Genomic DNA, 25,136 nt, shown 5'->3' with positions numbered 1-25,136 from the left:
AGCCTGCTCTGTGACGATCGGGTGGCACGTCCGACGCAATACGAATGGCCGATCCGCACGCGACACGTGTGCAATGAACGATTTCGGACCATTGGGGAGGGGATGTGACAATGCCGCAGTTTAGCACTCGCAATTCACGTTGGCTTATTGGTGCCTTGAGCGGCGCGCTCCTTTTGGGCGGCGCGGCGTGCGACAACAACGACTTCAACGCCGTAGTAATCCTTGCTTCTGGCATCTCGGTGAACGCCGGCAGCGACGGACAGACTGGAACGGTTGGGCAGCCGCTGCCAAATCCGATCATCGTGCACGTCGTTGATCGCAACGGTAATCCGGCACAGAACTCCATCATCACGTGGGAAATCGTCACGGGTGGCGGATCGGTCAGCTCGGCCGCATCGATCTCCGATGCGAATGGAAACGCGTCCGTGATTTGGACCCTCGGCCCGGCAGTTGGCGAGAACACGCTTCGTGCATCGATCGCCGGCGGTCCGTCTGTGCTCATCACGGCATCTGGACAGGCTGGTGTAATTACCTCCACGATCACCAAGACGAGTGGTGATGCGCAGTCGATCGCCGCGGGCGCAACGAGTGCTCCGATGGTGGTGCTGATTCAAGATCTCGCAGGCAACCCGGTTGCCAACGCCACGGTGACGTGGGCCGCGTCGGCCGGTACGCTTAGCGCGACGACGACGACGACCGATGCCACTGGCCATTCCCAGGTGACCCTGGCGACTGGCGCAGGCGCAGCGGTGTATACTGTGACGGTGGCGTCGCCAGGAGCGGCGGCAGTGACCTTTACGGTGACCGCCAACTGAGTTATTGCTGTAGCTCAATGGCAGTGGCTCGCTCGACGCCGAAAGACTGGTGTCGAGCGGGCAGCTTCCATGAGCGTTCGATCGACTTAAAGACTGATCGTTCGTAGTAGCTCCCGTCCTGCTCGCTTGACGGACTGGTACGACCGGTCTACATTTTTTCTGCTGCGCGGTACTTGTGGCCGCGCGTGAAGTGTGGGGGAGGTTCCCCACACTTTTTTGTTCTTGACAACTTCCTCGACTGGATGTGAAGGACGCGCTGGAAGATGTTGTAGTTTCTGAGCTTGACGCGGTAGGGTTCGATCTTGTGGAGCTGCGGCGCGGTGGGACAAAAGCGCGGCCACTCATCGAGATCCGGATCGATCGGCGCGATGCTGCGCCCGTCACGGTCGACGACTGTGCACGGGCTTCGCGCGTACTCGAGGCGCGTTTGGACGGAAGCGACCTGGTGTCGCCGCAGTACGTGTTGCAGGTGTCGTCTCCTGGTGAGCGGCCTCTGCGTACCACGGCGGATTGGCAGCGGTTCGTCGGGCAATGGGCAAACGTGCTCGCTCCTGAGCACGGGGGCAGGATCGAAGGAAAAATCCTGGCAGTTGAAGGCGAGTCGGGGTCGGAAGTCGCGGTGCTGGTGCCGAAGAAAGGCGCCGAGCGTCGCATCCCGCTGGCTGACGTCAAGGAGGCGCGGCTAGCGTTTCATCTGTAAATCGAAACAATCGGTTGAATGGCCCGCGGAGGACGTTCCGCGCGCCGGACGACGCATAAACACGAGGGGTTCTGGATGGTCAGTTCTGCAGAGATTCTCGCCGCGTTTCGCGAGGTGTCGAATACCAAGCAGCTCGATCGCGCGGAACTGTACGCACTGCTCCAGGACGGCATTCTTGCCGCCCTCGCGAAGAAGTACGGACCCAACGTGCAGGCCGAAGTCAACATCGACGACGGCAAGGGCGACATTCGCATCGTCCTCCTCAAAACGGTCGTCGCAGTCGTCGAAGACTCGAGCAATCAGATCTCCATCGAGGACGCCAAGACCTTCGACGAAAGCTTCGAAGCCGGCGACGTCATGGAAGAGCCGATTGACTTCGCGGTCTTCGGACGCGCCGCAGTGCAGGCCGCCAAGCAGCGCATCATTCAACGAGTCCGCGAAGGCGAGCGCACACGCATTCGCGACGAGTTCGCAACGCGCGTCGGCGATCTGCTTTCCGGCGAAGTGCAGCAGATCGAACGCGGCAAACTCGTCGTCATGCTCAACAAGTTCCGTGAAGCGGAAGCAATCATTCCGTATCGCGAACAGAATCACCGCGAGCACTACCATCAGGGCGAACCCATTCGCGCCGTTCTCAAGCGCGTCGAGGAAACGCCAAAGGGCCCGCGCCTCATTCTGAGCCGTGGCGACCCGCTCTTCGTGAAGGCGCTGTTCAAGCTCGAGGTCCCCGAGATCCAGCAGAACATCGTGGAGATCCGCGCGGCCGCTCGCGAAGTCGGCAGCCGCACCAAGATCGCCGTGTTCTCGCGCGACGATTCAATCGATCCGGTGGGCGCTTGCGTCGGACTCAAGGGTTCGCGCGTGCAGGCCGTCGTCAACGAGTTGAATGGCGAGCGCATCGACATCGTGCCGTGGTCGCCCGATCCAGAGCGCTTCGCCAAGCTCGCGCTCGCGCCGGCCAAGGTGGCTCGCGTGTTCAGCGATCCGGCAACGAAGACGATTCAGGCCGTTGTCGACGAAGACCAGCTCTCGCTGGCCATCGGACGCAACGGGCAGAACGTGCGGCTCGCTTCTGAGCTCAGCGGCTGGAAGATCGATCTGTACTCGAGTCGTGAATGGATGGAACGCGGCGGCGCCGAATCGCAGATCTTCGCTCCGCTTCCAGAAGAAACAGAGGAAATGGCGGATGTTCGCCTGACGGAAATCGGCGGCATGCCGCCGGCAACGGTAGCGGTGCTCGAGGATGCCGGATATCGCACGCTCAACGACATCATCGATCTCGATCGCGAGGATTTCCTCAAGCTTCCTGGTATTGCGCCGGAAGAGGCTGATCGAATCATGGCCATGATCGACGAACTCACCACCGAAGATTCCAGCAACGAGGAATCGGGCCGTAGTGGGGAAGGCGATTCGGCCGCATAGCGAGTATTCGTGGATCTGGAACGCGTCTTTCGGTTGCTTGGTCTCGGTATACGAGGGCGCGGGGTAATCGTAGGTGTAAACCAGGTGCGCGTAGAGGCGCGAGCGAACAAAGTTGTGTTCGCGATCGTTGCCGCCGACGCGTCGCAGAACAGCTTGGATAAGATCGTTCCGCTGCTCAATGCACGGCGGGTTAGGTTTATAGAAGTTCCGTCCGCGGCCGACTTAGGCGCGGCCGTCGGACGTGATCAAACGGCAGTTGTGGGCGTCGTGGACCGGCAGTTAGCTGCCGGCCTCCGCGAGGCTGCCACGGCGAGCCGTCCTAAGGCACATGAGGAGGATGTTTGAGCAAGCTTTCAGTCAGTGAGTTGGCGAACGAATTCGCAGTGTCCGCCGAAGAAGTGGTCACCCTTCTTCGGCAAATGGACATTCCCATTCGTAGCCACATGAGTATGCTCACCGACGACCAGGTCGCTCGCATCCGCGCGCGTTGGGAGCGTGAGAAGCGCGCCCGCGCCGAGAAGCAGACTGCTCCCGCACCGACCGCGCGTCGTCGTCGCACGGCGCCCGCGCCGGAGCCGGTGCCAGAGCCGGTGGACGTTGCCGCTACCGGCGCCGCCGGCGAACCCGTCCGCCGTCGCCGTAAGGCCGCTGACGTTCAAGCCGCCGCCGAAGAGCAGGCCGCAGCCGCTGCAGCAGCCGCAGAAGCGGCAGCCGCCTACGCCGCCGAGCAGGAAGCGATCGCCGCCGAACAGGCTCGCCTCGAAGCCGCGCGCATCGAAGTCATGCGCGCCGAAGAAGCCGCTCGCGCGCAGGCCGAAGCAGCTGCTGCCGCCATCGCCGCCGAGCGCGCCGAGGCGCGCGCTGCGGAAGCAGAGGCGGCGCGTCCGTCGTCGCCCGCTGGCGAGAGTCCGCGTCCGGCGCCGACAACGCATTCGCATCCGGCTACACCGGAACGTCCGCGTCCGCGACCGATCACGCCTGGGGCTCCGCGCCCCAGACCTGTCGCGAGCAGCGGTGGTTTCCCGCCGCGTCCTATCGCGTCTGCCGCTCCTGGCGGCGGTCCCGGAATGGCGCGTCGCGATGATCGCCGTCCCGGTGGCGGTGGTGGTCAGGGTGGTGGTGGCGGCGGCGGCGGTGGACAGGGCGGTGGTGGCGGCAACCAGGGCGGCGGTGGTGGCGCAGCCGGTGGCGTCGCCGATCGCGGTGGTCGTCGCAAAAAGGGCAAGCGCGGAGCGGTCGATCAGGAAGCGGTGGATGCGAACATCTCGAAAACGATGGCCACCCTGCGCGGTGCGCCGTCGCGACGAAGCTCCAGCGATCTCCGACGTGGATCGCGCGAGGAACTCGAAGCCGCCCGTGCGGCCGAGGCCGAGCGCGAGCGCAAGACCGTTCGCGTCAACGAATTCATCACGGTCAGCGAACTTGCACAGATTCTAAAGATCGCTGCGACGGAAATCGTCGCGTTCGCGTTCAAGAATCTCGGATTGATGGTCACCATCAATCAGCGTCTCGACTTCGATCAGATCGAGTTGATCGCCGGCGAGTTCGGCTTCCAAGCCGTGCGTGAAGATGCGTATCAGGCCGAGGAAGGCGTCACGACCGCCGAGGTGGACGCACCCGAAGATCTGTCACCGCGTCCGCCGATCGTCACGATCATGGGTCACGTCGACCATGGTAAGACGTCATTGCTCGACTACGTCCGCAAGGCGAACGTCGTCGCGGGTGAAGCGGGCGGTATTACGCAGCACATCGGCGCGTACCACGTATCGCTGCCGAGCGGAAAGTTCATCACGTTCCTCGACACCCCTGGCCACGAAGCATTCACGGCCATGCGTGCGCGCGGTGCGCAGGTGACCGACATCGTCGTTCTCGTCGTCGCCGCGGATGACTCGGTCATGCCGCAGACGATCGAAGCGATCTCGCACGCCAAGAACGCCGGCGTGCCGCTGATCGTCGCGATCAACAAGATCGATTTGCCGCAGGCGAATCCTGGCAAGGTCAAGCAGGAGCTGCTGCAGTACGGCGTCGTGCTCGAGGAATTCGGCGGCAGCACGCTCTCTACCGAGATTTCGGCGAAGAAGGGCACGAACGTCGACACGCTCCTCGATCAGATTCTCCTCCAGGCGGAAATCCTCGACCTCAAGGCGAATCCGAATCGCCGTGCCCAGGGCACCGTGGTCGAAGCACAGCTCGACGCCGGTAAGGGCCCGGTTGCGACGGTGCTAGTCCAGAACGGAACGCTCAGCGTTGGCGACGACTTCATTTGCGGCATGTACTCCGGCCGCGTTCGCGCGCTACTCGATGAACGTGGTAAGCCGGTCAAGAAGGCTGGCCCGGCAATCCCAGTGCAGATCCTCGGCTTCCAGGGCGTTCCAATGGCGGGCGATCAGTTGCTCGTCGTCGAGGACGCGGCGGCCGCACGCGAGGTTGCGCAGCGACGCGAACGTCTCGATCGCGAAGCGAAGAGTCGTCGCGGAACGCGCGGTGGCGTCACGCTCGAAGACTTCATGGCGCAGGCAGCCGCTGGTGTTGCGCATACGCTCAACATCGTCATCAAGGCTGACCAGGGCGGTCCGGCGGAAGCGCTGGCCGACGCGTTGATTGGTCTCTCGACTGGCGAGGTCAAGGTCGAGGTCATTCACCGCGGCGTTGGCGCAATCACCGAGAGCGACATTCTGCTCGCGCGCACGGCTGGCGCGGTCATCATCGGCTTCCACGTGCGTCCGGACAATAACGCCCGTACGGCCGCTGAGCGTGAAGGCGTCGAGATCAAGCTCTATCGCATCATCTACGAAGCGGTCGCCGACGTTCGCGCGGCAATGGAAGGCATGCTTCGTCCGGAAGAACGCGAAGTCGTGCTCGGCGAAGCGGAAGTGCGCAACGTGTTCAAGATCTCTCGTATCGGAACGATCGCCGGTTGCTCGGTTCGCAGCGGCATCATCAACCGACAGGGACGCGTGCGTGTCGTTCGCGATGGCGTCGAAGTGTTCGACGGAACGATCTCGTCGCTCAAGCGCTTCAAGGACGACGCTCGCGAAGTCCGCGAAGGCTTCGAGTGCGGTATCGGCGTGGAAAACTTCAACGATCTCAAGGTGGGCGACATCATCGAGTGTTACCGGACCGAATCGGTCGCGCGTACGCTCGAGTCGACCGCGTCGACCTGAGCCGCGATGCCTCCTGACAATCGCCGCGCAGACCGCGTGGCGGCCGGCATCCGTGAAGAAGTTGCGACGTTCCTGGCCGAAGACGTGAAGGATCCGCGTATCAAGGGCATGGTCACGGTCACCGGCGTTGAGGTGACCCGCGACCTTCGTCAGGCCAAGGTGTTCGTCAGCGTGATGGGGACGGACGAAGAACGCAGCGCGACGTATGAGGGATTGGACAGCGTCGCTCTGCACCTTCGATCGCGTGTAGGCCGCGCGCTCAGGCTCCGGCTCGCTCCCGAGATCACGTTCAAGCCCGATGAGAGCATCGCTCGCGCGGCCCGCATCGAGGACCTTCTTGCAAAGATCAAAGACGCCCAACCGCCGAAGGACCCCGGGGATGGCGCGGATGGCGACGCCGGCCACTGAGTCGAGCGGTCTGCTGCTCGTCGATAAACCGGCGGGCATCACGTCGCACGACGTTGTCGCCATCGTTCGTCGCGCACTTCGCACCAAGCGCGTGGGACATGCTGGAACGCTCGACCCGTTTGCGACCGGACTCCTGGTCGTGCTATTTGGTCGCGGAACGCGACTAATTCCGTTCGTCCCCGGTGAGCCCAAGGTGTACGAAGCCACCATTGAGCTCGGCACCGAGACCGACACGGACGATCGCACCGGCACTGTAACGCGCACGGCGGAGCTGCCGACCGACGCGGCCGTCGATTTAGCAATCGCTCAACTCACGGGCGTCATCGACCAGCTGCCTCCGAACTATTCCGCGAAGCAGGTGGATGGGACACGCGCCTACGATGCCGCGCGACGAGGAATGCCGCTCGAACTCGAGCCGGTTCGCATCACGGTCCATGGATGGACCATCACGAGTCGCCAGGGCAATCGACTCGACGCTCGGATCACGTGCAGCGGGGGCACGTACATTCGTGCGCTGGCTCGCGATCTGGGACGTCTCACGAACAGCGCCGGACACCTCGCTGAACTGCGGCGCACCGATTCCGGCCCGTTTTCGGTCGCTGAAGCGTCGTCGATGTCCGACATCGAGAATGGCGCTGGCCTCCAGCGTCCCCTCACCGCCGCGATTCCCGATCTCCCGGTGCAAGCTCTCGACGGCGACGACCTGCGACGCGTGACGCACGGAAATGGTATTGCGCCGCGCGTCGAGGGACCGCGTGTCGCGCTCGTGGACGCTCTGGGAGAGCTGGTTGCCATCGCCGATACGCGCGACGGTCAGCTCCGCCCCAAAGCGGTCTTTCGCGATGCGTGACGACGACGGATTTCCGCAGCTCGCGGCTGGATCGGTCATAACCGTCGGCACGTTCGACGGCGTCCACCTTGGCCACCGGGACATCCTGCGGCGCGTGAGCGAGCGGGCAACTGCAGCCGGATTGCCCGGACTGCTCGTCACGTTCAGCCCGCATCCGCTCGAGGTCGTCAATCAGTCCGCCGCGCCGATGCTGCTGACGCCGGATGCCGAACAGCGAGACGCTCTGGCTGACAGCGGACCGCTGCTCACCGTCGTTCTGCCATTCACGCAAACGCTGGCGTCGTATTCCGCCGAGCAGTTCGTCGTCGAGCTACTGCAGCGGCGCTACCACATGCGCGAGCTCGTCATTGGCTATGACCACGGCCTCGGCCGCGGCCGGCAGGGCGACGCGAACATTCTCTCCGAGATTGGCTCGCGTCGCGGATTCACAGTCGATGTGGTTCCGCCCACGCTCGATGCTGCCGGTGCACCGATCTCATCGAGTGCCATCCGCACATCGGTGGCTCACGGCGATCTGGAGCGGGCGCGACGCGCCCTTGGGCGTCCCTACGGGTTTCGCGGAACGGTCGTGCCCGGCGATCAGCGCGGCCGCGCCATCGGCTATCCGACGCTGAATATTGCGGTATCCGCCGCGCGCAAACTTCTTCCGCCAGTCGGTGTATACGCTGTTCGCGCCCAAACAACGCGTGGCGTTTTCGGCGGTATGATGAACCTGGGCCCACGTCCCACCTTCGGCGACTTCACGCCTACGCTCGAGGTTCATCTGTTCGATGTGAGTGGCGATTGGTACGGCGAGGCAGTGTCGATTGAGCTGGTGGCCCGCCTCCGGGACACCGTAAAATTCGACGGCCTCGACGCCCTGAAAGCACAGCTCGGTCGAGACGCCGCTGCCGCGCGACTTGCGTTGACCCAAGCCTAAGGGCCAGTTAACGTTAAAGGCTCTTGTGAAGCTTCACTGAAAGACAACCACCCCTTTCCCGCAGTCGTATGCCCCTGAAGTATCGCGTACTGACCATCATCGGCCTCTGTCTGGTGTCGGTCTGGTTCCTGTTCCCGCGTAACGTTACGCGGCGCGAACGACAGCCGGACGGAACACTCCAGGACGTTACCTCGCGTAAGGTTCCCCTGCAGCGAGGCCTCGATCTCAAGGGCGGAACGTACCTCGCGCTCGAAGTCGACGATTCGAAGCAGACCATTCCCGCCGATCAGAGGGGAGAAGCCCTCGATCGCGCGCTCAAGACGGTCCGCACGCGTATCGAAGGATTCGGCGTGTCGGAAGCCGTCGTCCAGAAGCAGGGCTCTGATCGCATCGTCGTTCAGATTCCCGGCATTCAGGATCCGGCTCGCGCGCGAAAGGTCGTCGAAGAAACGGCCTTCCTCCAATTCAAGATCACCGACAAGACCCAGGCGCTCGAACGAGCACTGCCGCGGCTCGATGCCGCGATCAAGCAGCGTGGCCTCGTCGCCAAGAACGACACGAGCGCCAAGACCGCTTCGGCCGCCAACAAGGGTCTTCAGGGTTTGCTAACGACGTCGGATACGTCGAAGAAGGCGGACACGACCAAGAAGGGAGCTGTCGCCTCTGCAAAGAAAGACTCGGCGGCTGCCGCTGATTCTCTCAAGCTCCAGCCTGGTGGTGCGCTCTCGACGCTGCTCGAACAGGGCCAGATGCCCGGCGAGTTCTACGTCGACGTGAGCAAGATCCCCGCGCTGACCAATTACCTGGCTGACTCGGCGGTTCGCGCCGTGATGCCGCCGGGAAAGGATTTCATTCCCGGCACCGATTCGTCGTTGCTGCAGGGGAAGTGGTATCGCACGTACTATCTCGTTGATTCCAAGCCGATCATCACCGGCGAATACCTGACGAAGGCGCGTCCGAACACGGGCCCCGAAGGTACGATCGTCGAGTTCGAGCTCAGCAACGAAGGTGGACGTCGCTTCCGCGGTGAGACTGGCAAGCACGTGGGCGACTACATGGCGATCATCCTCGATGACCGCGTGATGGGACGCCCACCGGTCATCAACAGCGCGATCGGCACACGTGGTCAGATCACGATGGGTGGCAAGGATCTCGCGGCCGCTCAGGATCTCGCGCTCGTGCTCAATGCCGGCGCGCTTCCCGTGAAGCTTCGCGTTGCTCAGGTGCAGACCATCGGACCAAGCCTCGGCCAGGATTCGATCGACAAGGGCGCTCGCGCCGGCATCATTGCCATCGCGCTCGTCGTGTTGATCATGATCGTTTACTACCGCTTCTCCGGACTGCTTGCAGTCGGCGGACTGGTGCTCTACGTGTTGTACACGCTTGCTGCGCTTGCCGGCTTCGATGCGGTCCTCACGCTTCCAGGAATCGCTGGCTTCGTTCTGTCGATCGGTATCGCCGTCGACGCGAACGTGCTGATCTTCGAGCGAATCCGTGAAGAACTCGACCGCGGTAAGACTGTTCGAACGGCAATCGACGAAGGCTTCCGCCACGCCATGCCGGCGATCGTCGACTCCAACGTTTCGACGATCCTCACGGCTGCGGTGCTCTACCAGTACGGCACAGGTCCGGTCAAAGGCTTCGCTGTCACCCTGATCGCCGGTATCTTCGCTTCGCTCATCACCTCGATCTTCGTGGTGCGGACCTTCTACCTCCTGTGGCTGAACCGCTCGCGCGGTGCCCAGACGTTGAGCATCTAATGCTGCGCATTCTTCACGACACCAAATACGATTTCGTCAAGCATTGGCGAACGGCGGTCGCTGCGACCATCGCGTTCATCCTGCTCGGCGTAGCGCTGATGGCGTATCACCGAGCGCGCACGGGCGAAGCGGTGAACTACAGCATCGAGTTCACCGGCGGCACCGTCGTTCAGCTTCAGTTCCAGAACGGTCCGGCGGCGGCTGAAGTAGTTCGTTCAGCGGCGGATAAGGCGGGCTTCGCAGGAGCTGAAATCGCTGCGTTCGGTTCGCCGAACGAGTACCTCGTCAAGGTTCCGCCTGCGGCGGGTGCAAAGGCGGCGGCCAACGCCGACAGTGTCGGCGGCGCCATCGTCAACGCGCTTCAGCAGTCGCTTCCGGCAAATGCGGCAAAGGTCGTTCGCGCTGAATCGGTTGGTGCTAGCGTCGGAGCTGAGCTCAAGACCAAGGCATTCACGGCGATTCTCATCTCGTTCCTCGTGACGCTGATCTACCTGGCGTTCCGGTTCGAGTGGCGTTTCGGTGTGGCCGCGGTCATCGCCACGGCACACGACATCCTCACGACGATGGCATTCCTTGCCATGATGCACCTCGAGGTGTCGCTGACCGTCGTTGCCGCACTGCTCACGGTTATCGGTTACTCGCTCAATGACACGATCATCATCTTCGATCGCGTTCGCGAGAATCTGAAGAAGCAGCGCAAGGAGTCGTTGCGCGACGTTCTCAATCGGTCGATCAACGAAACGCTGCCGCGCTCCGTGTTGACCCACGCCACGGTGCTTGCCGCGACGCTGTCGCTGCTCGTCTTTGCTGGTGAAGTCATTCGTCCGTTCTCGTGGATCATGGCGTTCGGTGTGTTCACCGGAACGTTCAGCTCCATCTACGTTGCCGGTCCGATCCTTCTGTGGATCGAGCACAAGTGGCCGCGTAGCACGGGCACCGAGACGAAGGGCACGGCCCGCGCACTTGCCGAGGATCGCAAGCGTGAGCGACCGACTCCAGTCGGAACCCGCTAGACCAACTGAATCGACGAACCGCCGCCCTGTGCGGCGGTTCGTGCATCTATGACCACCTTCATCGACAGCCACGCCCACCTCGCGGACCCGGCATTCGATGATGACCGCGATGCCGTCATTGATCGCGCCCGCGCTACTGGCGCGCGCGCGGTTGTGTGCATTGGAGAGTCGATTGCCGCGGCCACGCGCGCCTCGACGATCGCCGCCGCCCATCCCGGATTCGTCTTCTCGACCGCTGGGGTCCATCCGCACGATGCCGCCGATTTCGATCCGATCGCTGACGTCGCCGCGATCAGAGAACTCGTGCAGGGCGGCGCTGTCGCCATCGGCGAATGTGGGCTCGACTATCACTACGATCATTCGCCGCGAGACCTCCAGCGTCGCGCCTTCGCTGCGCAACTCGCGCTCGCCCGAGAGCTCGATCGCCCCGTTGTAGTCCATACTCGCGAGGCCGAGTCGGACACCGCGGCCATGGTCGCCGAGGCGGGTGCGGCTGGAATTCGCGGCGTTTTGCACTGCTACACGGGTTCACACAACCTCGCCGAGGTGGGGCTGGCGGCCGGGTGGTGCGTGTCCTTCAGCGGCATCGTCACCTTCAAGAAATGGGACGACGACGCCCTGATTCGCCTCGTGCCCGACGATCGCGTCCTCGTCGAATCGGACTCGCCCTACTTGGCGGCTGTCCCGAATCGCGGGAAGCGGAACGAGCCCGCTTGGGTTAGCTTCACCGTCGCGCGCGTGGCCGCGGCCCGCGGCATCGACGCAACGGCGTGCGGAGCGCTGACGCTGGCGAATACCGTGCGCCTGTTCAGACTTCCAATTTCCCCGAGGAGCGAATTGTGAGCTTGAAGATCGTTCACACGGACAAGGCGCCTGCCGCCATCGGTCCGTATTCGCAGGGCATCGTCGCCAACGGTTTCCTCTACACGGCCGGTCAGATCGCCATCGATCCCGCCACCGGCCAGGTAGTGCAGGGCAACGTCGGTGCGCAGACCGAACGTGTGATGGCGAATCTCGCCGAAGTACTCGCCACTGTCGGCGCGACGTGGAAGGATGTCGTGAAGACGACGATCTTTCTGCAGGACATGAGCGACTTTCCCGCCGTCAACGAGGTGTACGCACGAGCCCTCGGCGACGCGCGGCCGGCGCGATCGACGGTGCAGGTCGCGGGACTTCCACGCAGTGTTCTCGTCGAGATCGAGGCAGTCGTCGCGGTTCCGTAGGCCGATTAGCAGAGTGTTATGACAAATCTATCATCGACGACATCGCCAGCGTTCGAAGACACGGTTCGTCTCACCAGCTTCGCGCGGTGTGCCGGTTGTGCCGCGAAGCTGGGCGCCGCGGATCTCACGCGCGCGTTGCAGGCCGTGCCGATTCAGTCGGACCCACGGCTGCTCGTTGGTCGCGAGACCTTCGACGACGCCGGCGTGTTCCTGTTGTCCGATGATCTCGCACTCGTGCAGACGGTCGATTTCTTCGCGCCGATCGTCGACGATCCGTATCTTTTTGGTCAGATCGCTGCGACCAATGCGCTGTCCGATGTATACGCCATGGGGGGGGAGCCGCTCACGGCGCTGAACATCGTCGGTTTTCCCGCCGGCAAGCTCTCGACCGATGTGCTGGCCGAGATTCTCCGCGGCGGCCAGGACAAGGTGCACGAAGCCGGGGCGCTCGTCGTCGGTGGGCACAGCATCATCGACGAGGAGTTGAAGTTCGGGCTCTCCGTGACCGGCCGTGTCCATCCGCAGCGGATTCTCAGCAACGCACGCGCGTCGGTCGGTGAGCGGCTCGTGCTCACCAAACCGCTCGGGACCGGCATTCTGGCTACCGCGGGGAAGCGGGGCGAACTTGGAACCGATGAGGCTGCGGCGCTGTATGCGTCGATGTGCAAGCTCAACGGTGCAGCTTCCCGCGCAGCGATTGCCGTCGGCGCAAAGTGCGCGACGGACGTGACCGGATTCAGTCTCCTCGGCCACTCATCGCACATTGCCGAAGCGAGTGGAGTCACGTTGAAGATCGATCCCAGGCTCGTGCCCGGGCTGCCGGGCGCAAGAGAGGCGTGGGCCCGCGGTATTCGAACGGGTGGCGCTGAACGCAATGCTGCCTACCTCGAATCGCGCGTGGATTGGAACGATGCCTCCGAGGCCGATCGCGCCCTCCTCATGGATCCGCAGACGTCGGGCGGACTCCTCGTCGCCGTGCCCGCGACTAAAGTTGCCGAGTACCTTTCGCTCATCCCCGAAGGTGTGGAGATCGGTGAGATCATTCCGCGGCAGCGCTACGGTCTCGTGCTTGCGTGAGCTACGAGGGAGTGGATGGAGCCTGGTGGCTCTCACGGTCTTCAAAACCGTTCGCGACCTGACCACGTCGGGTTGGGTGGGTTCGATTCCCATGCACTCCCGCCATTTCGTCCACGCCGGTCGCGACCGACTTACTCAGTGATGAAACTCTGGTTTTTCGCGCGTAGTTCGCGACTCGTTCCACTGATCGCAGCGCTCATGTTGTGCGCGTCGCACGTCGGCGCGCAGCGGCCCGATAGCGCGGCGCGGGCCGTCCCAGCACCGCCGCCGCCGTCGGCCGCACTCCTGCAACCGCCGATTACGCCGCGACGCGCCTTCCTGTATTCGTTTCTCGTGCCCGGCTATTCGCAGGCCGTGCTTGGCCGTCACAAAGCGGCTGCGGCGTTTCTACTCGTTGAAGCAATCAGTATCGCGATGATTCGCGAGTCGGGCGCTGATCTGCACGAGGCGCGGCGAACCGCGAACGACAGTGTCGTGACGCAGTATGTGAACGATCAGGGTGAAGTTCTCACGCCTCCGTTCGTGGCGCCGGCGCAATTCAATGACGCGTACGTGCACACACGCGCCGCACACGTCGAAGATTGGGCTGCGCTTCTCGTTGCCAACCATCTCTTTGCTGGCGCAGATGCGTTCGTCGCTGCACACCTCTGGGACGTTCCGGCGCGACTGGGTCTGAGTATCCTCCCGCGATCAGGGGGAACGACGGTCCGCGCGTCGTTCAAGTGGTGATGACGAACCCGGCGCCCATCGGCGTCTTCGACTCTGGCATTGGCGGCCTGACAGTCGCGCACGAAGTCATTCGACAGTTGCCGCATGAGAGTATTGTCTACTTCGGCGACACCGCGCGCGTGCCTTACGGACCAAAGAGTCCCGATACAGTACGTCGGTACAGTCGCGAAATCGCGAGCTTTCTCCGCGATCAGGGTGTGAAGGGCATCGTCATCGCTTGCAACACCGCGACGGCGCATGCGCTCACCGTGTTGCGCGATGAGATGGATATGCCAGTGATCGGCGTCGTCGAGCCAGGTGCGCGTGCCGCCGTCGCCGCAACACGGCGAGGTCACATCGGCGTGATTGGCACCGCGGGCACGATCAAGTCAGGCGCCTACGAGCGCGCGATTCGCGCGCTGAGCCCTGACGTCCTCGTGACGCCTCGCGCGTGTCCGTTGTTCGTTCCGCTCGTCGAAGAGGGTTGGACGGATCACGACGCAACGCGATTGATCGCGCGCGAGTATCTCGAGCCGATGCTCGAAGCCGAAATCGATACGCTCGTTCTCGGTTGCACGCACTATCCGCTGCTCAAGCCGCTTTTGCGCGATGTACTCGGACCGGACGTGCGCCTGATCGACAGCGCCGAGGAGACCGCGGCGGAGACGGCGCGCACGCTCGCGTCGGCGCAGCTCGCCGCGAAGTCTGATGCGGATCCGGTCTATCGGTTCATCGCCTCCGACGATCCGCTGCAGTTTCTCCAACTAGGGCAGCGCTTTCTCGGCGGAACGATGGAAGGTGTTGAGATCCGCACTCTCGGCTGATCCATCCCACTGCCGGAGCGCAATCTGGTTCTGCGTCACTTTCAAGAACGTCGGCGCATCGAGCCAGGATCCTGGATTCGCGTAGATCGCGCCGTTGGGCAACCGCTCGAGCGTCGCGACGTGCGAATGGCCGAACACGATGAGCTCGAGCGACCGATCTGCCTCACCGGCCCGAATGGCCGCGTCACGGAGGCCGCGTCCGCCATCACGAGCGGAGTAGGTGCGGCTGGCTTGCGAGCTTCCCGTCGCCAAGCGCGTTGCGACGTCGGGGTGCACCCAACGAAACGAACGAATTGCCAGCGAGTTGCGCAGGACGTGGCGGAGCAGGCGATATCGCCGGTCCTCCTTCAAGCGCAGCCCGTCTCCGTGCTCGATGCGCGTGTGCCAACCGGCCAGATCCCCAAGCCACGGACCAAATCTGTAGTCGACGCCGGCGTCACGACGCAAGACGTCGCCGCCCCAACAGTCGTGATTGCCGGCGATCATCGTGATCGAGACGCCGGCGTCCGTTGCGTCGGCCAATGCGGCGAGTGTGCGAAACCCACGTCGCGGAATGACCGTTTTCCACTCGAACCAGAACTCGAACAGATCGCCGTTGATCACGATCGATCCGCCGGTCTCGGCGACGTGACGAACGAAGGAAATGATGGCGCGCTCGACGTCCGCCGATGCGAACCCCAAATGTGCGTCGGAAATGATGTAGCACGGCGTGGTCAGCACGCGCGAATTCTATCACCGTCCAGTCGCTTTACAAACATGAGCTTCCCAACGATCTTCGCCGCGTGACCAACGAATCGACTGGCGCTGAGGTCGCGCCGCTGTTCCACGACGTCGAGTTTCGCGTCCGCTACGCTGAAACCGATCAGATGGGTGTCGTTTACCACACGAACTATCTTGTGTGGTGTGAAGTCGGACGTACCGACTTCATTCGGGCGCGCGGGATGAGCTATGCCGACATGGAGCGCGCCGGCATTGGGCTCGCGGTGTCTGAACTCTCGGCGCGTTTCCACTCGGCGGCACGCTACGACGACATGATTCGGATTCGTACGACGCTTGCCGAAGTCCGATCGCGAGGGATCACGTTCGACTACGTGATTACTAAGGCCGACAGCGGCCATCGATTGGTGACGGCGCGCACAGCGCTCGTTTCGATCGATCCAAAAGGCAGGCCGACAGCGCTGCCGACCGTCGTGCGCGCGCTCTTCGACCGCACATGAAGCGAGGCCTTGCCGCGCTTGGGCTCCTTTGCGCCGTCGCCGCCTGCGCGCCGAAACTGACGCCGTTGACCGGTGCTCCGGCCCCTGCGGAGCGTCTCCCGCGAACTGTTCTTTTCCCCGGGCACTATCTGCTCGTCTTCGATTGGGAGCTCGATGATCGCGGGTTGGCTGGTCGCGGTGATGGAGCCGCACGGATTGCGGCTCCAGACAGTGCTCGTCTCGATTTCTATCTCGGTGGAAGTCTTGGTGGCGCGGCCATTCTCATTCGTGATTCGCTCGATGCGCCCGGTGGTGATATGGTGCGCCGATTCATTCCACCACCTACCTTGATGTGGGCAGCGCTCGGGCGTGTGGCGCTCCCGAATTTGCCCGATACCGCTATCAGAATTGACGGTCCGCTCCTTCGCGCAGACATCGGAAGTCCGGTCGCTTGGCGTCTCACGTTCCGCGGTGACACACTAGTAAGAGCCGAACGAGTCTCGGGAGGGCGGGTAGCAGAATGGGTCGAGCGCACAGACGCGTCACACGTGCGCTACCGAAACGAGGGAGCGCGTCGTTCGCTCCAGCTGTCGATTACTCGTCGTGAAGAGGTCCCCGGATTTGATGCGTCGATTTGGCGGTTTAGTCGGTAGTCTTTTCCTGCTGTCGCTCACGAGCTGTATGTACAGCTTCGCGGGCGGGGGTCTGCCGCCGAACATCGGCACCATGGCCGTCGCTCCGTTCGACAATCAGACGACGTCGCCCGATCTTCCCAAAGAACTGTACGACCAGATGCACTCCGAACTGCAAAAGCGGTTGGGTGTTCGTGACGCGCCGCGTGAGCGCGCCGATGCGCTGGCGCATGGGACGCTTGTGTCGTACGATGCCGATATTCCCGTAAGCTTCAGCGCCAACCCGCAGCAGGCCGTGACGGCGCGTCGCCGCCTGCAAGTCACCATCGAAGTCGAGATCATCGATCAGTCGAACGGTCACGTGCTCTACCAGAACAAGTCGCTGCGCGAGGAGGCGGACTACGCCGAGCGTGCAGAACCCGACGGGCGGAAGCAGGCGATCGCGAAGCTGGTTCAGAAGATCATCGAGGGGGTACAGAGCAATTGGTGAATCAACGGCGTGGGGCTTCGGCCCTGGGATGTCTGTTCAGTCTTTTCGTCGTTGCCGCAATCGTCTATTTCGGTGCGAACATCGGCCGCGTCTACTGGCGTTTTTATCAGTATCAGGATGACATGCGCCAGGAAGTTCGTTTCGCCAGTCAGCGGACGAACGATCAGATTCTCGCGCACCTCAAAGCGTCGGCTGATTCACTTGGTCTGCCCGAAGGCGCCACTAAGATTTCAATTCGGCGTACCGACAAGTCGATCGCCATCGAGTCCGACTACTACGTGAACATCGAAGTGCCCATGTACGTGCGTGAGGTGCATTTCCATCCGCACGCCGAGGGCACGCCTTGAGCGTGATCTCCGATCCACTCGAACGTGTGATGAGTTGGGAGCGCGCGCGAGCGTGGCGCGCGACGGTATCGGGCAAGGTTGTTTTCACCAACGGCGTTTTCGACCTGCTGCATCCAGGTCACATCGATGTTCTCCTCGGCGCACGTCGCGCCGGCGACGCCCTCGTTGTCGGCGTCAACAGCGACGAATCAGTGCGCCGTCTCAAAGGACCCGAGCGACCGGTTCGCAGCGCGCCTGAGCGTTGCTACGTGCTGGCCGCGCTCTCGATGGTCGATGCGGTTGTCGTCTTCGACGACGATACGCCTTTCGAATTGATTTCCGTGCTCCGCCCCGACGTGTTGGTCAAGGGCGGCGACTATACCGAAGCCTCGATCGTCGGCGCGACTGAAGTCCGCGGATGGGGCGGGGATGTCGTCGTCATTCCACTCACGCCGGGCCACTCTACGACATCCACCATTGCCCGTCTCCGTGGCCACTGAAACCGTTCCGACTCGCTCTGGACGCACCGACGATCAAATGCGCCCTGTAACCCTCGAGCGCGGCGTCGCGCCGTACGCCGAGGGTTCGTGCCTCATCTCGTTTGGTGCGACCCGTGTGCTGTGCACGGCATCCGTCGAAGAAGGTGTTCCCGGATGGAAACGCGGTCGTGGCGAGGGTTGGCTCACCGCCGAGTACGCGATGCTGCCGCGCGCGACAAAGACGAGAACGTCGCGAGAGCGCACGCAGATTGGCGGACGCACGCAGGAAATCCAGCGCCTCATCGGTCGGAGCATTCGCGCAATGCTCGACGACTTTCGCTTTGGTGAATACACCGTGAAGCTCGACTGCGACGTTCTCGTCGCCGACGGCGGTACGCGAACCGCGTCGATCACGGGCGCGTGCGTGGCGGCGGTGGATGCATTCAACTGGCTCGTCGAGAGCGGACGAATCCCCGCGACGCCGGTGAAACGCCGCGTATCGGCGGTGAGCGTGGGCGTGATCGGGACGACGCCGCGTCTTGATCTCGAATACGAAGAGGATGTTCGCGCTGCCGTCGATATGAATGTTGTGATGAGCAGCGAAGGCGGATTCGTCGAAGTCCAGGGCACGGGCGAGCACGGAACGTTCGACCGTCGAGAGCTCGACGCGCTGCTCGACCTCGCCGTGAAGGGCCTCGGGGAGTTGGACGTTGCACAGCAGCGCGCACTTGCCCTTCGCTGACGACGCGTCGCTGTTGGCGACCCGTAGCGGCGGAAAGATTCGCGAGCTACGTCCGTTGTTTGCGGCACATCGCGTCGCCGTGATCGATCTCGGTGACGCCGGCATCGATGAGACACCGGACGAGGATGCGCTCGAGGCGTTTGCGACGTTCGAAGAGAATGCGCTGGCAAAGGCGCGGTATTTTCACGCCCGTAGTGGGCGGCCGACGTTCGCCGATGATTCAGGACTCGTCGTCAATGCGCTCGGCGGCGGCCCTGGTGTGCACAGCAAGCGATGGAGCGGTCGCACCGATCTCGCGGGGCAGGCGCTCGACGATGAGAACAATCGTCTGCTCCTCGAGCGGCTACACGGGGTGAGCGACCGGCGGGCTCACTATGTTTGCGCTGCGGCGTACGTCGATGGGGCGCGCGAGCTCGTGAGTCGCGGCGTCGTGCACGGGTCGATTGTCGAGAGTCCTCGCGGCACGTTTGGCTTCGGGTACGACCCGTTTTTCTGGTCAGACGAGCTCGGTCGTACGTTCGGCGAGGTCGACCGTGCGTCGAAGGAGAGCGTAAGTCATCGAGCGCGTGCATTTCGGGCGCTGCTCGAGCGTGTGGGCGCCGAGGTCGGGCGGCTTGGTTAGGGGGTGTGGGTGGTTGCAGGGGGCGGTGAAATCCGAATTGAAAATCAGCGAAACTGAGCAGTTGATTCTGTTCGGGTGTGCGGATACATTCGAAGGCTCGCGGGGCGTAGCGTAGCCTGGTATCGCGCCTGCTTTGGGAGCAGGAGGTCCCCGGTTCAAATCCGGGCGCCCCGACCTAAGGCCGCCATTGGTGGATGAAGCGCCAGTAGCTCAGTTGGATAGAGCAACAGCCTTCTAAGCTGTGGGTCGGGGGTTCGATTCCCTCCTGGCGCGTCAAACGGGAGTAGGTCTCGCCCGAAAATGCTCGGGCCGTTAGCTCAATTGGCAGAGCAAGCGACTCTTAATCGCTAGGTTGTAGGTTCGATTCCTACACGGCCCATAATTGCCGTGCTACGGGGACCCGGCCACGGGTCCCCGTAGCGTCGGTGGAGTAGTGAGTTGAGGGTCCTCAGCTCGGGGCGTGAGAGCCACGAAAGTGGATGAAAAAATCTCGCGTTAGGGGTTGAGGGCTGGAGTACAGAGGTTTATGATTAGGGCTCGCCCAGAAGTTTGTTGGTTTTTGCAGCGAGTTTTTGGGCGGTAGAGGCTGGTAGGAATGGCTTCGAAGTTGTCGAGTCGCTCTGCGATTTTGGTCGCGGAAATGTCGAAGAAATGTTTCGAAATTGACTTGACGATGTGACCGAATCTTGGTATGATTAAAGGCTGTCGCTGAATGCGACGCGAAGCTTATAACGCTGTTTGATAATTGAGTTTGGGAATCTGGATGTGCGAGGCGAACTCATTGATCCGGTGTCCGTTCGGGGCATCGGGAAGAGTTTAGACCGAACATTTCTGTGATTCGGACAACGCTGTCGACGCTTAGCACAAGCGACAGCGGAGACAGCGTAGTTCGAGAGAGCTATTTCAAACACTCTTGGAGAGTTTGATCCTGGCTCAGGACGAACGCTGGCGGCGTGCTTAACACATGCAAGTCACGGGGGCCCGCAAGGGCAACCGGCGAACGGGTGCGTAACACGTGAGCAACCTACCTCGATGTGGGGGATAGCCGGCCCAACGGCCGGGTAATACCGCATACGATCGTGACGGGGAGTCCCGTTACGAGGAAACCTCCGGGGCATTGAGAGGGGCTCGCGGCCTATCAGCTAGTTGGCGAGGTAACGGCTCACCAAGGCGACGACGGGTAGCTGGTCTGAGAGGATGGCCAGCCACATTGGGACTGAGAGACGGCCCAGACTCCTACGGGAGGCAGCAGTGGGGAATCTTGCGCAATGGCCGAAAGGCTGACGCAGCGACGCCGCGTGTGGGATGAAGCATTTCGGTGTGTAAACCACTGTTGCCCGGGACGAACAGCTTCTTTCGAGGAGCCTGACGGTACCGGGTGAGGAAGCACCGGCTAACTCCGTGCCAGCAGCCGCGGTAATACGGAGGGTGCGAGCGTTGTCCGGAATCACTGGGCGTAAAGGGCGCGTAGGCGGCCCGGCAAGTCAACGGTGAAAGCTTGGGGCTCAACCCCGAGTCGGCCGTCGATACTTCCGGGCTTGAGCACTGTAGAGGCAGGTGGAATTCCGGGTGTAGCGGTGGAATGCGTAGAGATCCGGAAGAACACCGGTGGCGAAGGCGGCCTGCTGGGCAGTAGCTGACGCTGAGGCGCGACAGCGTGGGGAGCAAACAGGATTAGATACCCTGGTAGTCCACGCCGTAAACGATGGGCACTAGGTGCTTGGGGGAGCGACCCCCTGAGTGCCGGCGCTAACGCATTAAGTGCCCCGCCTGGGGAGTACGGCCGCAAGGCTGAAACTCAAAGGAATTGACGGGGGCCCGCACAAGCGGTGGAGCATGTGGTTTAATTCGACGCAACGCGAAGAACCTTACCTAGGCTTGACATGCATGGGAAAGCCCTGAGAAACCAGGGCCCCTCTTCGGAGTCCATGCACAGGTGCTGCATGGCTGTCGTCAGCTCGTGTCGTGAGATGTTGGGTTAAGTCCCGCAACGAGCGCAACCCCCGTTTCTAGTTGCCAGCGAGTAAAGTCGGGGACTCTAGAAAGACTGCCGGTGCCAAACCGGAGGAAGGTGGGGATGACGTCAAGTCATCATGGTCCTTACGTCTAGGGCTACACACGTGCTACAATGATCGGTACAGAGGGTTGCCAACTCGCGAGAGTGCGCCAATCCCAGAAAGCCGATCTCAGTGCGGATTGGAGGCTGCAACTCGCCTCCATGAAGCTGGAATCGCTAGTAATCGTGGATCAGCTACGCCACGGTGAATACGTTCCCGGGCCTTGTACACACCGCCCGTCACGCCATGGAAGCTGTGAGCGCCCGAAGTCCGTGTCGAAACCCGCAAGGGATCAAGCGGCCGAAGGCGAGCGCAGTGACTGGGGCGAAGTCGTAACAAGGTAGCCGTAGGGGAACCTGCGGCTGGATCACCTCCTTAACGGATCGCGAGTAAGCTCCAAGACTTCGGTCTCCGTGAGCGGAAAGCGTTCGTAAGTCGCTCGTCTCGAACATCCATTCCCAAATCTCAATTTCTTCAGTTTTGACACCGCACTCTTCGGAGTGATGAGTGTCGATGCTGTTTGACAACGGAAGTAGTGGTAGATCGCGGATTTAGAATCCTTATTGAGGACTTTCTATTTCGTCCAGCAGCACGTCTGTAAGACGTCTTGTTTGACGTAGACGATTGTCACTCGAAATGTTGTAATAGTTAGATCGTAGGAGCTCTGCTTGAATACAGACTTTGTAGTCAAGCGAGTGAAGGCATGTGGGGGATGCCTGGGCACACGGAGGCGATGAAGGCCGTGGTAAGCTGCGATAAGCTCGGGGGAGCGGCACACACGCACTGATCCCGAGATGGCCGAATGGGGCAACCCGTTGGGATGCGAGTCCCATCACCGTTTTCGAACGGAGCGAACCGGGGGAACTGAAACATCTCAGTACCTCGAGGAAGAGAAATCAAGTGAGATGGCCCTAGTAGCGGCGAGCGAACGGGCCTCAGCCTAAACCAGTCTCCTTGTGGGACTGGGGTTGTAGGACCCACAGGATCGATTGACGAAGGCAGGCGAAGTCCCTTGGAACGGGGCGCCCGAGACGGTGACAGCCCGGTAGCCGAAGCCGATGGGTCAATCGAGGTGGAGTTCCTGAGTAACGCCCGGTACGAGAGTCCGGGCGTGAAGCTGGGGGGACCACCCTCCAAGGCTAAAGACTCCCGTGTGACCGATAGTGGACGAGTACCGTGAGGGACAGGTGAAAAGCACCCCCGTGCGGGGAGTGAAAGAGATCCTGAAACCACATGCCTACAAGCGGTAGGAGGAGACTCTGGGGTTCGCCCTGGATGTTCTCTGACTGCGTGCCTTTTGCATTATGATCCGGCGAGTTGCTACTCGGGTGCGAGGCTAAGCTGGTCACCAGCGGAGCCAGAGCGAAAGCGAGTCCTGTAACGAGGGCGTCGAGAGTACCCGGGTGCAGACCCGAAGCCAGGGCGATCTACCCATGAGCAGGGTGAAGCTGCGGTAACACGCAGTGGAGGCCCGAACCGGTGTGGGTTGAAAACCGCTCGGATGACTTGTGGGTAGGGGTGAAAGGCCAATCAAGCCTGGAGATAGCTGGTTCTCCCCGAAATCTATTGAGGTAGAGCCTCGAGACATGTCGGCAGGGGGTAGAGCGACTGGATGGGCGCGGGGGCCAGAGCGGCCTACCAACCCCAACCAAACTCCGAATACCTGACCGATGGACCTCGGGAGGCAGTCGTTGAGCGATAATGTCCAACGGCGAGAGGGAAAGAACCCAGAGCCACAGCTAAGGCCCCGAAGTGGCCGCTGAGTATAGCGAAGGATGTGATCGTGCCGTGACAACGAGGAGGTTGGCTTAGAAGCAGCCATTCCTTTAAAGAGTGCGTAATAGCTCACTCGTCCAGCGTGATTGCGCCGAGAATGGTCGGGATTAAGCGGCCCGCCGAAGCTTGGCCTTCATTCTTTGAATGAGGGGTAGGGGAGCGTTCTGGGAGCAGTGAAGGGCCCGTGGCAAACGTTGGCCTGGAGCGACCAGAAGTGAGGATGCCGGAATGAGTACGCGCAAATCTGAGTGAAAACCTCAGACACCGGAAACCCAAGGGTTCCTGCGCCATGGCAATCAGCGCAGGGTGAGGCGGAGCCTAAGGTGAGGCCCCAGAGGCGTAGCCGATGGTAAACGGGTTGAAATTCCCGTCCCGTGTTGCAACGTTGAAGCCGAGAGGGACACTGGAACGAAGCACGAGCGGCTTTGTGGATGGCCGTTGAAGGGTGTAGATGACCTTAAAAATCGTCGAGACCTGATCACAAGTACGCGGGGCAACCCAAGTGCACGTCGTGTGGAGTCGACAGGCGAGAAAAGCTTTCGGGGGAGTTGCAAGACGTCCGTACCGTAAACCGACACAGGTGGGTGAGGCGAGCAGCCTCAGGTGAACGAGTGAAACGTGGTCAAGGAACTCGGCATAATGATCCCGTAACTTCGGAAGAAGGGATGCCTACGAAGGTGACATGTACAATGAAGCTTTCGTAGGTCGCAGCGAATCGGCCCAAGCGACTGTTTAGCAAAAACACAGGTGTGTGCCAAGCCGCACAAGGCGCCGTATACACACTGACGCCTGCCCGGTGCCGGAAGGTTAAGGGGAGAGGTTAGAGAGCTTGCTCTCGAAGCTTTGAGCCGAAGCCCCGGTAAACGGCGGCCGTAACTATAACGGTCCTAAGGTAGCGAAATTCCTTGTCGGGTAAGTTCCGACCTGCACGAATGGCGTAACGACTTGGGCACTGTCTCGACCACGTGCTCGGCGAAATTGCAGTCTCGGTGAGGATTCCGAGTCCCCGCGACAGGACAAAAAGACCCCATGCACCTTTACTGCAGCTTGTCATTGGTCGTTGCACATCGCTGTGTAGCATAGGTGGGAGTCGATGATCCGGGGGCGCTAGCTTCCGGGGAGACATCAGTGAAATACCACCCTGCGTCGTGCGACGCCCTCACCACGGAAGGCACACCCTTTCTGGGACCGTGGCAGGTGGGCAGTTTGACTGGGGCGGTCGCCTCCGAAACAGTAACGGAGGCGCGCGCAAGGTTGGCTCAGCGCGGACGGTACTCGCGCTTCTAGAGTGTAACGGCAGAAGCCAGCCTGACGGTGAGATCGACGGATCGAGCCGCCACGAAAGTGGGCCGTAGTGATCCGGTAGCCCGGGGTGGAGCGGCTATCGCGCAACGGATAAAAGGTACGCTGGGGATAACAGGCTTATCGCGCCCGAGAGTTCACATCGACGGCGCGGTTTGGCACCTCGATGTCGGCTTATCACATCCTGGGGCTGGAGAAGGTCCCAAGGGTCCGGCTGTTCGCCGGTTAAAGTGGTACATGAGCTGGGTTCAGAACGTCGTGAGACAGTTCGGTCTGTATCCGTCGTGGGCGTTGGAGAGTTGAGGGGAGCGGACTCTAGTACGAGAGGACCGAGTCGGACGACCCGCTCGTGTCCCGGTTGTCCTGCCAAGGGCACCGCCGGGTAGCGATGGTCGGCTGTGATAACCGCTGAAAGCATCTAAGTGGGAAGCACGCCCCAAGATGAACTCTCCCGAGGCCTTGAGCCTCTTGAAGGGCCGGGACAGACCATCCCGTCGATAGGCCGCCCGTGGACGCGGAGCAATCCGTTCCAAGCGCAGCGGTCCTAATCGCCCGTACGGCTTGACTACTCCCAATTTGGGAAACAAGCAACTGCAAGCAGAGCAACACGATCTTTAAGGGAATTCGAAAT

The 25,136-nt window shown here is 61.9% G+C and carries 23 protein-coding genes, 4 tRNA genes and 2 rRNA genes; 28 read left to right on the top strand and 1 reads right to left on the bottom strand.

The features are described 5' to 3' along the window. Positions 1-110: 110 nt before the first annotated feature. The 16 genes from AC6H4Z_RS13960 (at position 111) to murI (ending at position 14,883) form a co-directional block, all read left to right on the top strand. Complete coding sequence (locus tag AC6H4Z_RS13960; protein ID WP_497542565.1) at positions 111-815, top strand: Ig-like domain-containing protein; 705 nt, start codon at positions 111-113, stop codon at positions 813-815. A gap of 244 nt (positions 816-1,059) precedes the next feature. Next, positions 1,060-1,515, top strand: a complete 456-nt coding sequence (gene rimP / locus AC6H4Z_RS13955) for a ribosome maturation factor RimP (protein WP_497542564.1) — start codon at positions 1,060-1,062, stop codon at positions 1,513-1,515. A gap of 75 nt (positions 1,516-1,590) precedes the next feature. Continuing rightward, positions 1,591-2,937, top strand: coding sequence for a transcription termination factor NusA (nusA, locus tag AC6H4Z_RS13950; protein WP_497542563.1), 1,347 nt, complete (start codon positions 1,591-1,593; stop codon positions 2,935-2,937). Between the two features lie 9 nt (positions 2,938-2,946). Next, positions 2,947-3,282, top strand: a complete 336-nt coding sequence (locus AC6H4Z_RS13945) for a L7Ae/L30e/S12e/Gadd45 family ribosomal protein (protein ID WP_497542562.1) — start codon at positions 2,947-2,949, stop codon at positions 3,280-3,282. Further along, a complete protein-coding gene (gene infB / locus AC6H4Z_RS13940; protein WP_497542561.1) occupies positions 3,279-6,101 on the top strand; it encodes a translation initiation factor IF-2 in 2,823 nt (940 codons plus the stop codon). The genes AC6H4Z_RS13945 and infB overlap by 4 nt, the downstream gene beginning before the upstream one ends. Before the next feature lie 6 nt (positions 6,102-6,107). After that, positions 6,108-6,509: a 30S ribosome-binding factor RbfA gene (rbfA, locus tag AC6H4Z_RS13935; RefSeq protein ID WP_497542560.1), complete on the top strand. Its 402-nt coding sequence runs from the start codon at positions 6,108-6,110 to the stop codon at positions 6,507-6,509. Beyond that, positions 6,490-7,359 carry a tRNA pseudouridine(55) synthase TruB gene (truB, locus tag AC6H4Z_RS13930; protein ID WP_497542559.1) on the top strand — a complete coding sequence of 290 codons (870 nt, stop codon included), beginning with the start codon at positions 6,490-6,492 and terminating at the stop codon, positions 7,357-7,359. Before rbfA ends, truB begins: the two co-directional genes overlap by 20 nt. Then, complete coding sequence (locus AC6H4Z_RS13925) at positions 7,352-8,278, top strand: bifunctional riboflavin kinase/FAD synthetase (protein WP_497542558.1); 927 nt, start codon at positions 7,352-7,354, stop codon at positions 8,276-8,278. Before truB ends, AC6H4Z_RS13925 begins: the two co-directional genes overlap by 8 nt. 68 nt (positions 8,279-8,346) lie before the next feature. Then, a complete protein-coding gene (gene secD / locus AC6H4Z_RS13920; RefSeq protein WP_497542557.1) occupies positions 8,347-10,038 on the top strand; it encodes a protein translocase subunit SecD in 1,692 nt (563 codons plus the stop codon). After that, entirely contained in the window at positions 10,038-11,051 is a 1,014-nt protein-coding gene (gene secF / locus AC6H4Z_RS13915) for a protein translocase subunit SecF (RefSeq protein ID WP_497542556.1), read from the top strand. The genes secD and secF overlap by 1 nt, the downstream gene beginning before the upstream one ends. Positions 11,052-11,099: 48 nt before the next feature. After that, positions 11,100-11,894 (top strand): TatD family hydrolase, encoded by a 795-nt coding sequence (locus AC6H4Z_RS13910; RefSeq protein WP_497542555.1) that lies wholly within the window; start codon positions 11,100-11,102, stop codon positions 11,892-11,894. Then, positions 11,891-12,274, top strand: coding sequence for a RidA family protein (locus AC6H4Z_RS13905; RefSeq protein ID WP_497542554.1), 384 nt, complete (start codon positions 11,891-11,893; stop codon positions 12,272-12,274). Before AC6H4Z_RS13910 ends, AC6H4Z_RS13905 begins: the two co-directional genes overlap by 4 nt. 18 nt (positions 12,275-12,292) lie before the next feature. Continuing rightward, on the top strand, positions 12,293-13,351 hold the full coding sequence (gene selD / locus AC6H4Z_RS13900; RefSeq protein WP_497542553.1) for a selenide, water dikinase SelD: 1,059 nt from the start codon (positions 12,293-12,295) through the stop codon (positions 13,349-13,351). 7 nt (positions 13,352-13,358) lie between these two features. Next, a tRNA-Sec gene (locus tag AC6H4Z_RS13895) sits at positions 13,359-13,456 on the top strand. A 36-nt stretch (positions 13,457-13,492) separates the two neighbouring features. Continuing rightward, positions 13,493-14,080, top strand: a complete 588-nt coding sequence (locus AC6H4Z_RS13890; RefSeq protein WP_497542552.1) for a hypothetical protein — start codon at positions 13,493-13,495, stop codon at positions 14,078-14,080. Then, positions 14,080-14,883: a glutamate racemase gene (murI, locus tag AC6H4Z_RS13885; protein WP_497542551.1), complete on the top strand. Its 804-nt coding sequence runs from the start codon at positions 14,080-14,082 to the stop codon at positions 14,881-14,883. Before AC6H4Z_RS13890 ends, murI begins: the two co-directional genes overlap by 1 nt. Here murI and AC6H4Z_RS13880 read toward each other — a convergent pair. Then, on the bottom strand, positions 14,824-15,603 hold the full coding sequence (locus tag AC6H4Z_RS13880; protein WP_497542550.1) for a UDP-2,3-diacylglucosamine diphosphatase: 780 nt from the start codon (positions 15,601-15,603) through the stop codon (positions 14,824-14,826). The two genes, murI and AC6H4Z_RS13880, sit on opposite strands and share 60 nt — an antisense overlap. Before the next feature lie 62 nt (positions 15,604-15,665). Here AC6H4Z_RS13880 and AC6H4Z_RS13875 point away from each other — a divergent pair, with 62 nt between their 5' ends. The 12 genes from AC6H4Z_RS13875 to AC6H4Z_RS13820 all read left to right on the top strand — a co-directional run bounded on the left by AC6H4Z_RS13875 (position 15,666) and on the right by AC6H4Z_RS13820 (position 25,074). Continuing rightward, on the top strand, positions 15,666-16,100 hold the full coding sequence (locus AC6H4Z_RS13875) for an acyl-CoA thioesterase (protein ID WP_497542549.1): 435 nt from the start codon (positions 15,666-15,668) through the stop codon (positions 16,098-16,100). After that, positions 16,097-16,732: a hypothetical protein gene (locus AC6H4Z_RS13870; RefSeq protein ID WP_497542548.1), complete on the top strand. Its 636-nt coding sequence runs from the start codon at positions 16,097-16,099 to the stop codon at positions 16,730-16,732. Before AC6H4Z_RS13875 ends, AC6H4Z_RS13870 begins: the two co-directional genes overlap by 4 nt. A 28-nt stretch (positions 16,733-16,760) precedes the next feature. Further along, the gene (gene lptE / locus AC6H4Z_RS13865) at positions 16,761-17,201 is read left to right on the top strand and encodes an LPS assembly lipoprotein LptE (protein ID WP_497542547.1); all 441 of its coding nucleotides are present in this window, start codon (positions 16,761-16,763) and stop codon (positions 17,199-17,201) included. Further along, entirely contained in the window at positions 17,198-17,548 is a 351-nt protein-coding gene (locus AC6H4Z_RS13860; protein WP_497542546.1) for a hypothetical protein, read from the top strand. The genes lptE and AC6H4Z_RS13860 overlap by 4 nt, the downstream gene beginning before the upstream one ends. 2 nt (positions 17,549-17,550) lie before the next feature. Then, entirely contained in the window at positions 17,551-18,027 is a 477-nt protein-coding gene (gene rfaE2, locus AC6H4Z_RS13855) for a D-glycero-beta-D-manno-heptose 1-phosphate adenylyltransferase (protein ID WP_497547050.1), read from the top strand. A 37-nt stretch (positions 18,028-18,064) separates the two neighbouring features. Next, a complete protein-coding gene (rph, locus tag AC6H4Z_RS13850) occupies positions 18,065-18,748 on the top strand; it encodes a ribonuclease PH (protein WP_497542545.1) in 684 nt (227 codons plus the stop codon). Then, positions 18,735-19,370 (top strand): non-canonical purine NTP pyrophosphatase, encoded by a 636-nt coding sequence (locus AC6H4Z_RS13845; protein WP_497542544.1) that lies wholly within the window; start codon positions 18,735-18,737, stop codon positions 19,368-19,370. Before rph ends, AC6H4Z_RS13845 begins: the two co-directional genes overlap by 14 nt. 100 nt (positions 19,371-19,470) lie before the next feature. After that, a tRNA-Pro gene (locus tag AC6H4Z_RS13840) sits at positions 19,471-19,544 on the top strand. Positions 19,545-19,569: 25 nt separating this feature from the next. Beyond that, positions 19,570-19,643 (top strand) — tRNA-Arg (locus tag AC6H4Z_RS13835). A 33-nt stretch (positions 19,644-19,676) separates the two neighbouring features. After that, a tRNA-Lys gene (locus tag AC6H4Z_RS13830) sits at positions 19,677-19,749 on the top strand. Positions 19,750-20,280: 531 nt separating this feature from the next. Further along, positions 20,281-21,805: ribosomal RNA gene (locus AC6H4Z_RS13825) — 16S ribosomal RNA — on the top strand. 307 nt (positions 21,806-22,112) lie between these two features. Further along, positions 22,113-25,074: ribosomal RNA gene (locus AC6H4Z_RS13820) — 23S ribosomal RNA — on the top strand. Together the 16S and 23S rRNA genes form the textbook arrangement of a ribosomal RNA operon. The last annotated feature ends 62 nt before the right edge of the window (positions 25,075-25,136 follow it).

It is taken from the genome of Leucogemmata humicola, assembly GCF_055379415.1.
This window is presented reverse-complemented; position numbering and strand designations above follow the sequence as displayed.